The sequence below is a fragment of the Paenibacillus endoradicis genome (assembly GCF_024721975.1).
The window spans coordinates 1-12,998 of the sequence record NZ_JANQBB010000009.1; the positions used below are offsets into that span (position 1 = coordinate 1).

At 35.9% G+C, this 12,998-nt stretch carries 8 protein-coding genes and 1 rRNA gene; all 9 read right to left on the reverse strand.

Annotation, left to right across the window (positions count from 1 at the left end):
• Positions 1–107 (reverse strand): 16S ribosomal RNA (locus NV377_RS23160); the annotation flags it as partial.
• A 1,256-nt stretch (positions 108–1,363) separates the two neighbouring features.
• The gene (locus NV377_RS23165) at positions 1,364–2,128 is read right to left on the reverse strand and encodes a prolipoprotein diacylglyceryl transferase (protein WP_258203195.1); all 765 of its coding nucleotides are present in this window, start codon (positions 2,126–2,128) and stop codon (positions 1,364–1,366) included.
• A gap of 23 nt (positions 2,129–2,151) precedes the next feature.
• The gene (locus NV377_RS23170; protein WP_258203196.1) at positions 2,152–2,760 is read right to left on the reverse strand and encodes a TetR/AcrR family transcriptional regulator; all 609 of its coding nucleotides are present in this window, start codon (positions 2,758–2,760) and stop codon (positions 2,152–2,154) included.
• 335 nt (positions 2,761–3,095) lie between these two features.
• On the reverse strand, positions 3,096–6,128 hold the full coding sequence (gene lacZ / locus NV377_RS23175; protein ID WP_258203197.1) for a beta-galactosidase, LacZ type: 3,033 nt from the start codon (positions 6,126–6,128) through the stop codon (positions 3,096–3,098).
• Positions 6,129–6,206: 78 nt separating this feature from the next.
• Complete coding sequence (locus tag NV377_RS23180) at positions 6,207–7,031, reverse strand: carbohydrate ABC transporter permease (RefSeq protein WP_258203198.1); 825 nt, start codon at positions 7,029–7,031, stop codon at positions 6,207–6,209.
• On the reverse strand, positions 7,028–7,900 hold the full coding sequence (locus NV377_RS23185; RefSeq protein ID WP_373425850.1) for a carbohydrate ABC transporter permease: 873 nt from the start codon (positions 7,898–7,900) through the stop codon (positions 7,028–7,030). Before NV377_RS23185 ends, NV377_RS23180 begins: the two co-directional genes overlap by 4 nt.
• 142 nt (positions 7,901–8,042) lie before the next feature.
• Positions 8,043–9,341: an ABC transporter substrate-binding protein gene (locus NV377_RS23190; protein ID WP_258203200.1), complete on the reverse strand. Its 1,299-nt coding sequence runs from the start codon at positions 9,339–9,341 to the stop codon at positions 8,043–8,045.
• 159 nt (positions 9,342–9,500) lie between these two features.
• Positions 9,501–11,288: a cache domain-containing sensor histidine kinase gene (locus tag NV377_RS23195; RefSeq protein WP_258203201.1), complete on the reverse strand. Its 1,788-nt coding sequence runs from the start codon at positions 11,286–11,288 to the stop codon at positions 9,501–9,503.
• 14 nt (positions 11,289–11,302) lie between these two features.
• Positions 11,303–12,856, reverse strand: a complete 1,554-nt coding sequence (locus NV377_RS23200) for a response regulator transcription factor (RefSeq protein WP_258203202.1) — start codon at positions 12,854–12,856, stop codon at positions 11,303–11,305.
• Positions 12,857–12,998: the final 142 nt, after the last annotated feature.

Sequence of the window (12,998 nt, forward strand, 5' to 3'; positions counted from 1 at the left end):
CGCCGCTAAGTATCAGAGAAGCAAGCTTCTCTTCAACTCCGCTCGACTTGCATGTATTAGGCACGCCGCCAGCGTTCGTCCTGAGCCAGGATCAAACTCTCCATTAAAGTGTTTGACTTGCTCATTTTGTTTCGCTTGTTATTATCATTTTCACGGGGTGAAAATGATAATGGCAGTTCTTACTCGTTGTTCAGTTTTCAAAGATCAAGCGAAAATATCAAAGCGTTTCTCATTTACTTATGTAAGTGTGATTCGCATTTCGTTTTCGTGTGTGTCTCGCAATCTCTCGCGGCGACAAGTAGTAATTTACCATAGAACTTATAGGCTTTGCAAGCTTTTTTGTATATTATTTTTAATTATTTTATTACACACTATATCATGATGTATTACTTCAAATTAATACTAGATGATGTGTTATTTCAATTTTTCTGAAAACTATTAAATTAATGATATATTATTTTTTCTTTAATCATAATTATTTTATTTAAAACACTTAGTCATTTTCTTGCTGGTAATTTAACTTAGAAACATATAAAGCCTTTAATAAACGTCTCTCTCACATAAGATCTGCTACTCTATCTAATCTAGAATTACTTATATTGTTAATAGGAGAATTACTATAAAAATTTATAAGTCGACAAAATAGGCAGTTCCTAAAACAATACATAGTAATATAGATAGCAACAATGGTGTATTAGTGCTAGTGATAGCCAGAAAACAATGTTCTCTGTTGTTTTTGGACGTAGACTTATTCGGACAACATAATTAAATGAGGCTCTTGGTGATTATTTATCAGATGCGAATGTAGTTCGTACATATTTATGACGGACATTAAGATCATAAGCTAATTCGAAAGGGTTAGAGCATTTCCGCTACAAGTCTGATGGAAACAACGAGTTAAAGGTGTATCCGACATTCAGACTGTGAACAGTTATCAAAGTTGTTTAAACCGTTGTATTGATCATTTCGATTGTGTTGCAACCAAGTATTTATAACATTATTTGTCTTGGTTTCGTTATCAAGGTAACAAGGAGTATGAGAACACAATGTCAAATAAACTATTAAGTTTACAATTAAGTAATAAAACTCGTACCGGGTAATACACTTTTGATAACCATCACAAAAACAACCGTGGTGATTTTTTTGATTTCAAGAAAGGTTGTGAAATATGTTAAATAAGAAATTCATACTACGTTTCGGTTTAACTGGATAATATTGGACCCTTCAACATTTTTCTGATTTAGCCTTTTAGAATTAACTTGAGTCATTACTACCAAGTAAGGTAGCATTGGCAACAGGGAAACGAACAGCGCTACAATCAATACTATATTTACTATACGGATGTACCTCAAAACCTCTAAGTTTAAGTTATCCTCAGACTCAGTTTCTTGAAAGATATCACAATCATTCCGATACTGATTATAATTAGAATAATTGCTATAAATTGAGACGTGGATAACATGCCCACATTTCCGCGGATGATATCTCCTCTGTAAAATTCAAGTACAAATCTTCCGCTGCTATATAGAAGTAGATATAATGCTGCAACTTGTCCATGAGCTTTTTTCTTCTTAGCAAAGAAAACCAATATAAGAAAGAGAAGAAAATCGAGCACGCTTGAAATCAATTGCGTAGGGACTAATGCAACGCCACTAGGAGCAAACGAGGATGCAGGAAATACGACACCAAACCAACTAGTTGTTTCTTGACCATAGCAGCAACCCGCGAGAAAACATCCGATTCGACCAAAGCCTTGCGCCAACGCTACAGATGGAATTATCAGATCAAAGCATTGCATGAAATTAAGATTAGACTTTCGGCAATACAAATATCCTGCCAAGATCCCCCCAATAATACCTCCATAAACCACGAATCCATCAGTAAAGTTTAACAAAATCATCGGGTCCTGTAAGATGCTCTTAACTTGAGTCGTCCAGTACAATAGTTTTGCACCTAATATTCCGCCCACCAAACACCAAATTATTAATGAAGCAATATGATCACTCTGTAGATGAAGACGCTTGGCCCAATATAAGGTTGCCGAGTACGCGACAACGATACCCAGCGCAATCATCAAGCCATAACCGTGAATCGTCAACGGACCGATGGTTAACAAGTCATTGTGCATACGTTCACAACCTTCCTATATTCTCATTCTTTAAAGCGAAAATTCTTTTCATCTGCTCCAAGTAATAGTGAAACTAGTTTTGATGACTGAGCAAAAATGTGAGATGCATTTTCATTGGATGAAAGGCGGTTTCTTTCTTCCTGGGTTAGCCCAAATAAGCCATAAACCAATACGATGGCGGACTGACGACTATTATCCGTGATCATCAATCCCCTTTTTATACCTTCATCTATATACAGTGTGACAGGATGAATTGCTCCGCTCAACATTTTTCCTGATAGTATTCGAAACACTTCCACATCATGTTGCGTACCACGTACTTTATCACGCCCAAGAATTAACTCCAGCCAATGCGAAAAAACGAGTTGATACCGTTGCTCAAAGGGAATTTCTGTATTTTGCAAAATATCAGAAATTTCCTTTACAAACTGATCAGTATACTTAGCCATCGCAGCCTCAAAAATTTCTTCCTTCGACTTAAAATGGTAATAAAACATACCGAACGAGCCATTGACCGCCATATAAATGTCTTTGACTGATGTATGGACATACCCCTTTTCCATAAATAGCTTTATTGCAACTCCCAGTAATTCTTCTTTTCTTTCTTCGGGTTGTTTAACGACTCTTACCACCAGAAATCATCTCCTAACAGAGCGATGCTCTGTCTATATTTTGAATGATGTTACGTTGTTTTGTCAATAATTTTTGCCAATATTAACTTTTAATGTAATTATGACTATTTAAAAGACTATCCTTTGCTATGGTCTTTTTCGTACAGAACATATCGTAACTTCTCTAACCATCTTCATTAGATAAGTTTGTTAAGACAATATCTAGCAAATATCTTATTTATTAAAACACAAAAAATCCTCAACCTCATGAGATTGCGGATTTACATGGTGGAGACCAGGGGAAGTTGATCCCCTGGCTCGACAATTTCTATACTATTATCTTTATAAACTTTGCTCTAAGCTCGCTCGATCGTGAACTCGAAGCTTAGGTTTTGATTTGCTTGAATTAGATACTCGTCATGAACTGGAGCTCCCCAGCTATCATCACCGCCAACACCCATCTGCTTCCCAGCTACCGTTACAACGGTATAGTGAACATTTGGTAATTCATAATGATGCATTGCACTTTCAAGCTCAAAAGCAGTGTACGGTGAAATATTACATTCCACTGGTGTTGTTGCAGGAGAAGTTAACTTAATACCTTGACCTAGCTTATTCGTTACAGCTACTCGACGTACGCCAGTACGGTTACCTGATTCTTGTGGTACAACATATGCTGACACATTGTCTTTCGCTTCATTACTGAATGACATTAGACGGGCACCGAAAGCACGATCAATATAGTTCTCATCTGGTCCCATTGCATACCAGTCTAATTGATCGTAATCGGCTGGAACTTTGAAGGAAAGTGCGAAGATCGGAAGTTTTGGTAAGTTCTCTGCACCAAAGTATTCTGATTTCACATGAATCGCTCCACTTTCTGATACCGTATAAGCAACAGTTACCGTTACTGCATCACTAATGTTTAGTTTATAAGTGTATTTCACAGTTACGGAATTTTCTGTTTCGATAAGCTCAAGATTAACACATTTACGAGTTAAGCTAGCTGCGAACCATGCACCTGACTCAAAACCTTGTGCAAAACCTTTATCATTGTCCGTCATAGCTCTCCAGAATAATGGTGCTGGTTGGCCAGCAATCATCTCACGACCAGCATAGTTCACTGAGATTAGTGTTCCTGCTTGCTTAGAGAACATGATGCTAAAGTCTCTACCATGAACACCAATATTAACATCACCTTCAGCTACGCGGAATGTACGTTTCATTGGTGCTACTACTTCCTCAGCTTCAATTACGAAAATATGCTGACCGAAAGCAACTTCATGCCCAGCTTCTGCCCACAGCGTCGCTTCTTTCAAATTCAATGAAGCCGTAACTGAATACTCACCCATTTCAAATTCTGTATAGAAATCGACAGGAATGTATGATTCATTACCTGCTGGTACATCGATATCCAATGCAATATCTTCAACTAATTCACCGTTATGATGTAATGCAATTACAAGTTCATAACCTTCAGTACCAATGAACAAATTCTCATTGACGATATTAACACCATTTGCATCAGGTGTTAATTTCATGTTCTGATATAGGAATTTCACTTCTTGCATTTTTGGTGATACCCGGCGATCTGCGTATACAATACCATTAGTACAGAAGTTGTAATCTGTTGAACGATCATCAAAATCTCCACCATAGGCAAGGAACTCCTTACCATAACGATCTTCTTTCACGATCACTTGATCGATGTAATCCCAGATAAAACCACCTTGATACATTGCATATTTATTTTCAAGCTCAGTGTATTTATGCATACCTCCGACAGAGTTACCCATCGCGTGCATATACTCACAGCTAATATAAGGCTTGTCAGGATTATCATTCAAATACGCTTCAATATCTGCTGGTTTCGCGTACATACGACTTTCCATATCACTTGTATCATTGTACTTACGGTTATGGAATACTCCCTCATAATGTACAAGTCGAGATGGGTCAATACTACGGAAATAGTTAGCAACATTTAATAATACTTGCCCTGCATATGCTTCGTTACCTACGGACCAGATTAGAATGGAAGGATGATTCTTATCACGTTCAACCATAGAAATCGCACGATCCATTACGATATCTTGCCATTCTTCCTTGTTCTCTGGAACGTTCCAAGAAGGTTCTACTGCCCCCATCTTCTGCCAAGAACCGTGAGTTTCTAGATTCATCTCATCAATTAGATAGATTCCATACTCATCACAAAGCTCATACCAAAGCGATTGGTTAGGGTAATGTGAGGTACGAACAGCATTCAAATTGTTTTGTTTAATTGTTTTAATATCCCATCGCATATCTTCATCCGTAATTGCACGACCGCGACGGCTATTGAATTCATGACGATTCACACCTTTAAACACAATACGTTGACCATTAATATGCATTACTTTATTAATCATCTCAAAGCGACGGAATCCAACACGATAAGTAATAACTTCAATTAATTCCCCTTGCTCATCTGAAACCATAACGAAAAGTTCATAGAGATACGGAGATTCTGCACTCCAAGAATTAACTTCTCCAGCATCTAGACTAACAGTAACTTTATTAGCTGAACTTAACGTAGAGTTCGTTTCAGCAACTGGCTCTCCACTTGCATCATATAATTGCATAGCAATGCTGTAACCTTTATCTGCTTGCATAGTAAAGTCTACAGAAAGAGCACCTTTTTTATACGTATCATCTAGATCAGCATGGATAAACATATCTTGCACATGAATTTCCGGTACAGCATACAAGTATACATCACGGAAAATACCTGAAAAACGCCAAAAATCTTGATCTTCTAGCCAACTACCGGTACTACGTTGATACACTTCTACTGCTAGTTTGTTTTCACCATCGATTAAGTAAGGACTTAATTCAAATTCTGAAGGTGTAAAGCTATCTTCACTATAACCAACAAATTGACCATTAAGCCAAACGTAAAATGCTGATTCTACACCTTGAAACGAAATATATGTTTTTTTATCTTTCATAGTAGATGGAGTATTAAAGTAAGTAATATAGCTACCAACTGGATTATCATTCATCGCAACTGCTGGTGGTCTAAGTTCGTGGTGACCATCCCATGGGTACATCGTATTCACATATTGTGGCTTACCATGACCTTGAAGTTGAATATGACCGGGAACTTCGATATATCCCCAGCTTGAACTATCATGATTACTTTCAAAGAAAGTCGTAGGACGATCTATTGGGTTAGGTGAGTATTGAAATTTCCAGTTACCATTTAATGAATGACGTAATGCCATCGGTGCTCTTTGAATGGCTTCATCAAACGTCTCATAATATTTGTGATCAGAATGTGCTTGTACGCGATTCACTGCAAATACTTCTGTATCCGTTAGCCAGTCTAGTTTCGGTGTAGTTGTTGTCATTAATAAATCCTCCAATACATAATGTAAAAGCCAGATAATGCCCACAAGGAGCATTGCCTGGCTTTAGGTAAGATAATGTTATTTCACAGAACCTGTCATACCTGCCACGAAATGCTTCTGCATGAAGAAGAATACAAGTGCTGTAGGAATCGTAGAAATAACGATTGCTGTCATTATAATACCATAATCAGGTGTGTAACTTGAACCTAGATTGGATATTAACATTGGCACAGTTCTCTTCTCTGGAGATTGAAGAATAATTAGTGGCCATAAATAGTTGTTCCAGCTTGACATGAACGTAATAATACCTGCTGCTGCATAAGTTGTTTTCATTGTTGGCATAAATACTTTGAAGAATAATCCAAGCTCTGTCAACCCATCAATTCGGCCTGCTTCCAAAAGATCTTTCGGGAACATTTTCGAGTTTTGACGGAAGAAGAAAATCAAGAATGCAGTGGTTACAGTTGGTAGAATCACCCCTGCTAATGTATCAACACCGATGCCTGGTGCAGTAGATGATACTTTAGCAAACATTTGGAACAAAGGAACCATAATTGCTGCAAATGGAATCATCATTGATAACAGCAATACGGAGAATACTCTATCCTTTGCCTTACTACGATAAATTTCAAAGCCGTATCCAGCTAATGAAGCAATTAGTAGTGATAATACAGTTGTCGTAACCGAAATTTTCGCTGAGTTCCATAATGCTGGACCGATATCAACCGTAGCGAATAAGTTTTTAATATTTTCAATAAGATGGGTACCTGGTAGTATTGTTCCTTTTGTTACATCTGCTGATGTATTCGTCGCACTTACAATCATCCATAAGAAAGGGAAAATTGAGACGATCGCTGCAACGATTAGGAATAAGTAGATGAAAGTACTTTTTAACTTACTCATTTGTCGTCACCTGCCAATTTGAACTGCAAGAATGCTAATATAATGATGATTATTACGATGGAATAAGAAACCGTCGCTGCATAACCAAAGTCTGATGAATACTTGAATGATAAGTTGTAAATGTATTGAGAAATCGACAGAGTACTATTTCCTGGTCCGCCTTTAGTAATATTAACGACCTCATCAAATAGTTGTAATGTTCCGATAGTCGATGTTATTGACGTAAATAAGATAATCGGTTTAAGTAACGGAATTGTAATACCGAAAAATTGTCGAGTAGCTGATGCACCATCAATTCGTGCTGCTTCATAAATTGAGTTATCAATATTTTGCAATGAAGATAGATAGAAAATCATGTTGTAACCTGTCCAACGCCATGTAATAGCAATGATAATTGTTACTTTAGCCCAGAAAGGATCTGTAATCCATTCGATAGGAGTATTCATTAAATGTAATTTCATAAGCATTTGGTTAATTAAACCATCTGTTCCGAATAAGTACTTGAAAATTACTGAGTAAGCTACTAATGATGTAACTGCAGGTAAGAAAATTGCAGTACGGAAAAATCCTTTAAATTTCAAATTGCTACTATTAAGTAATACTGATATAAATAGCGCAAATAATATCATAACCGGTACTTGAATTACTAAGTATAACATCGTGTTTTTCAGTGCTGCGATGAACGTTGTATCAGTGAATAATCTTACGTAGTTGTCAAATCCAACAAATTCTAAGTTCATTCCTTTTCCTGATTTGAAAGAAAGAAGCAAGGCTTGAATCATTGGATAAAAGTAAAAGATAAAAATCATGATGCATGCAATACTGATGAAAGCCCAACCTGTTAAGTTCGACTTTGTTTGTATACTCATGCCTTTCTTAGCTGTTTTCACTATAATAGCCCCTTTCTTTATGGCCATATTAACCTTGGTCCTTTGTTCTACTGCTACAATTCCAGTAGCAGTAGAACAAAGGATCCTTAATTAATAATCTTGACTTCGAGCTACAAATCCATTATTTAATTTGTGACTCAGCTTGTGTTTGAGCGTTACCTAATGCTTTTTTAAGATCAGTTCCGTTCAAGTAATTTTGCATTTCTACAACTAGAAGATCTTCGATCGCATAAGTATGCATACCGTAGTTTACATTAGGAATTTTCTCTGTCCATGCAGCAAGATCAGAGATGGCTTTTTGACCACCAAAGAACTCATCTTCTTTTGTATAAGCATCGCCAGTTGCAGCAGCTTTGAAAGTACCAATTACACCGATATCAGTAACTAATGATTGATATAGATCAACATTAGAAGCGAAAGTTGCTTTTAGGAATTCAGCAGCAGCTTCTTTACCATCAACATTCAATACATACCAAGAGCTACCACCAAGGTTAGATGCATGTACAGATTCAGCTATGTTAGGAAGTGTTGGGAATGGAACAATCGCCCATTTACCAGATTGATCTGCCTCTGCTTTAACTGATGCAGTGATCCAGTTACCAGTAGGAATAGTAGCAACTTCACCACTATTGAATGCACCAACGAATTGGCTCCAGTCAGAAATAACTTTAACGAATCCAGCATCCATAATATTTTTATAAGTTTCAAATGCTTGAGCTAAAGCTGCGTTATTTGCAAGAGCAGGAGTTGTTCCATCCTCTTCCATATACCAAGAACCAGCAGATTGAATCATCATACGAATTAATCCAAGGTCATTAGGGTCTTGTGTAAGCATATCTTTACCTGTTTTAGCTTTTACTGCTTTTCCGATTTCAATATATTGATCCCAAGTAATATCTTGCAGATCAGCTACAGTGTAACCAGCTTCTTCTAAGTAATCTGTTCTAACATATAGTCCAGTTACACCACTATCGAAAGGCACGCCATATTGCTTACCGTCGAAGCTTGTAGAACCGATTTTGTAATCTGCGAAATCTGCAGTGTTGATGAATTCATCAAGTGCGAAGAATGAATCTGGATAAGCTTGAAGGAAACTTTGAGCGCGATAATCTTCGATCAACACAATTGTTGGAAGACTTTTTGAAGTTCCAGAGTTAAATCCAGCATTCAATTTTTGAATGATATCTGCTTGTGCATTTTCAATAATTTTAACTGATACGTCTGGGTTTGTTTTAGCATAAGCTTCTTTTGCTTTTTCCATTGCTGCAATATTGAATGCTTTATCCCAAGCCCACACTGTGATTTCTTGTTTGCCTGTTGTGTTAGAACCAGTATTTCCGTTGTTTCCAGTGTTTGTGTTGCTAGAACAAGCTGTTAGAAGCATAAAACTTGCTAACATTACTGTTAATAACTTCTTCACTTTGATATTCGCCCCTTTGTTTTCTATAATTTGAAAGCGTTTGCCGGCTAACGATTACATTATATCAACTACAAATATGCTCTCGTTAGCAATATATTTGTTTGGATTGGTCATATCTATTGTTCCTATTGGGGCTAATTTTATGAATTATGATTTTCTTTATATTTTGGTATTTTTTTGAGGCATCATTATAGGCATATTAATAATAATTCGAGTTCCTTGGTCTGGAGAGCTAATAATTTTCACTCCATAATTATCTCCATATAGTAATTCAAGGCGATCATTGACGTTTCTAATCCCTATTCCAGAGAAAAAATGACTAGAGTGTCGTGTACTCTTTTGCTCACTATTCTGCTTCAGATCCATTCCAATTCCGTTATCTACGATCTCACAAACAAGATTACTACCTTCTCGAGATATCATAACGTATATATACCCATCATTACGTCCGCGGAATGCATGGAAAAACGCATTCTCGATAAACGGTTGTATAATTAATTTTGGGAGCTGATACTCTTTACAGTTATCATCAATAAAATAACTTACATTAATTTGCTCTCCATATCGAATATGATTGATTAACACGTAATTTTTCAAGTTAACAAGTTCCTCTTCAACTGAAATTGTTTCACTTGCATTACCGATTGTATTTTGCAGTAGTTCAATTAGTGCATTAATGGTCAGCGTAGCTTTCTCTTTATTACCTTGTTGAACTAATATTTTTACCGAAGCTAATGTGTTATAGAGAAAATGCGGATTAATTTGCATCTGTAATGCAGATAATTCAGCATTTCGTTGATCTTTCTGTGTCTTTATAAGTTGGCTAATGTAGTCATTAAGTTCATCTAACATGTAGTTATAAGCATTACCAAGCTCTCTAACTTCATAACTGCCTGAAACGGTGAAGTAATTCCCGAAATTACGCTTCGTAATTCTCGACATTTGTCTTGCTAGTAATGTTAAAGATTTCGTAATGCGATGCGTAATGATGAATACAATAAACAGCGCTATGCAAACTATTAAAGCACAAATAACAGCTACCACCTTAAAGTTCATCATCTGACTTAATGCAGCTCTTTTATCTACAGTATTCACAATAAATAAGTCATAAGTGGGTAAATATTTTGCTATTAAAAGATGCTGTTTACCTTCCCATTCAACTTCTATTACGTTAGATCCATTTGTGTTCATCTCAACAACTTCTGACAATAATTGTCGCTCATTCGTACCAATTAAAGAATTTCGATTTGAAGACATCACTAATCCATCTTGATCTAACAAAAGTACATCATTTCCGACAGTTGTAAATCCAGTATAACTTTTCTTAAATTCTGATTCTTGCATCGCAAAATAAAGCGTGCCATACAAAAGACCACTCGAACGGTCCATTAAAGCTTTTGTAGTTACAATAACAACTTTATCATTTTGAGCAGTTAATGATCTCCGATCTAGATGATATTGCAGTTTTCTAGGTTCTTTTAATGTATCAATCGTTATTGGATCATCGTTCATGTCCATATAAGTTAGTGGCCAAAAAGCACTATCCGTCGAATGACGATAACCATTCATTCCCGTTATCATCATCGTAATTGGATATGTGGCAACTGTTGATTGCAAACGGTTCATCTCGTTAGTGACGAGATAATGGCTTCGTAAAGCTTCTATTGTCGTTTCATTATTAACAGTTAAAAACCTTTTAATTTCTCCACTGCTATTGGCATTACTAGCTGTCATTGAAACCGCATAATTCATATTTTCTAAACTCGTTTGAATTTGAGTCATAATTTTACTATTCGTTATGCTAAAGGTATCCATAAATACTTTTTCAGACATCTGCAGCATAACTAACCAAGTGAGTAATGCTACAGTAATTACACTAATCAAAGTTACGGAGAACATTTTAATAAATAATCCTTTAAATTGAAATTTTTCCTTTAGCCATTTCATCACAGATCTCCTTTCTATGTCTGGTTACCTTTACGATATTGGCTCGGTGATACCCCATTAATTTTTTTGAATACCTTAGTGAAATAACTATGATCAGAATATCCTACTTTCTCACTAATATCAGAAATCGACAATTCACCTTTTTGTAGCAATTCTGCAGCCTTATTCACACGAACACGATTCAAATATTCACTAAATCCTTCATCATTATGTGACGAGAAAAAGCTTGATAAATAAGATGGATTGAAGTGAAAATGATTCGCGATATCCGTTAAATTAATCGGGTCCATATAATGCTGCCTTATATAGCTAAGGATCATCGACATATTAGGATTTACTGATGTTTGTTTACTCATCGCTAATGTTACATTCATTTCATCAATAAAGGCATGTAGTTCTTTTAAGGCATCGGAGACGTGTTTCGCCTCATTAATTGATCTGAAATAATTATATTTCTTGTTTTCAATAAGCTCTGTATCCATTTCTAACTTTCCCAAAATGATTGTAATATTGAACACAATGTTGCCTAATACCGTCTTGAATGCAAATACATCCTTCTCATAATCAGTTGATGCGTATTTGATATAATCAAATAAAACCTCTAAAGCACGATTGAAATTACGTGATTGCATTAGCTCAGTAAATTGACTCATATTAAATTCAACAGAGTCGGAATGTAGTTTCGGTAATTCATTTCGTATAATAAGTGTCGTATTCTGTGGTAAATAAAAACGGTACGAGCACATTTTCAAGTAACCTTGATGATATTTTTCATATAATTCACTGATTTTTGTAAATGGATCTCCTAATGTCCAACACAGGCCGGTTACATTTGCGGTGGAGTGAATAGCAAAACTACGTATCTCAGCCATTATCTGCTCCCAATCACGATCGTTCATATTCAAAAGATACACAGCCATATTATTATCAGTAGGCACGACCATTGCCACGATTTTTTCCTCATATGAATGAAACATCGTACTTAATTGCTCAAGCCAAAACTCTTTATTAGCATTTTCAATGTATTTCATCTCCGCTCCAAAGAAACGAAAACTATTATGTGGAAAAACATTATGAATACTTTCCATAGAGGCATCCATCTCATACCCTGACATTAATTTATCAAGTGTCATCTTAACGCTAAGAAATTCATCTTTATCATTTTCAACAAGTTGTAATGATGGAATTTTTTTTGCTGCCCGCTTTAAAATTGTTAATAATTGATTAGCTTCTAATTTCGGCTTTAATATATAATCTGCTACGCCACTTTGAAAAGTTGATCGCACATAGTTGAATTCACCAAAACTACTCAATACAACAACTTCAATTTGAGGATAATTACTTTTTAGAATACTTGTAAATTCAACACCATCCATCAATGGCATTACGATATCAGTAATGACAATATGCGGTGATAATTTTCCGACTAACTCTAACGCTTCTTTACCATTTGACGCTTCTCCAACGATACTGAACCCTTCGCTCTCCCAATTCAGTAAATGCTTTATACCTTGTCTTACTAATACTTCATCGTCAACAATTAAAATTTGACAGGTTGGGTTCATCATTATTTCCTCCCAAAACGTTTCATTATCTTCTCGATACTCTTCTAAATGAAAAGTTTTATCAAAAAGCTTATATTTCATCGCGTATGTTTATATAATTTTCTCATTCTACATCAAGTTTCATATTTTTCATATGGTATATTGC

Coding starts and splice junctions, on each gene's coding strand:
- NV377_RS23195 (WP_258203201.1), bottom strand. CDS start 11,288: ATGAAATGGCTAAAGGAAAAATTTCAATTTAAAGGATTATTTATTAAA.
- NV377_RS23185 (WP_373425850.1), bottom strand. CDS start 7,900: ATGAGTATACAAACAAAGTCGAACTTAACAGGTTGGGCTTTCATCAGT.
- NV377_RS23165 (WP_258203195.1), bottom strand. CDS start 2,128: ATGCACAATGACTTGTTAACCATCGGTCCGTTGACGATTCACGGTTAT.
- NV377_RS23180 (WP_258203198.1), bottom strand. CDS start 7,031: ATGAGTAAGTTAAAAAGTACTTTCATCTACTTATTCCTAATCGTTGCA.
- lacZ (WP_258203197.1), bottom strand. CDS start 6,128: ATGACAACAACTACACCGAAACTAGACTGGCTAACGGATACAGAAGTA.
- NV377_RS23200 (WP_258203202.1), bottom strand. CDS start 12,856: ATGATGAACCCAACCTGTCAAATTTTAATTGTTGACGATGAAGTATTA.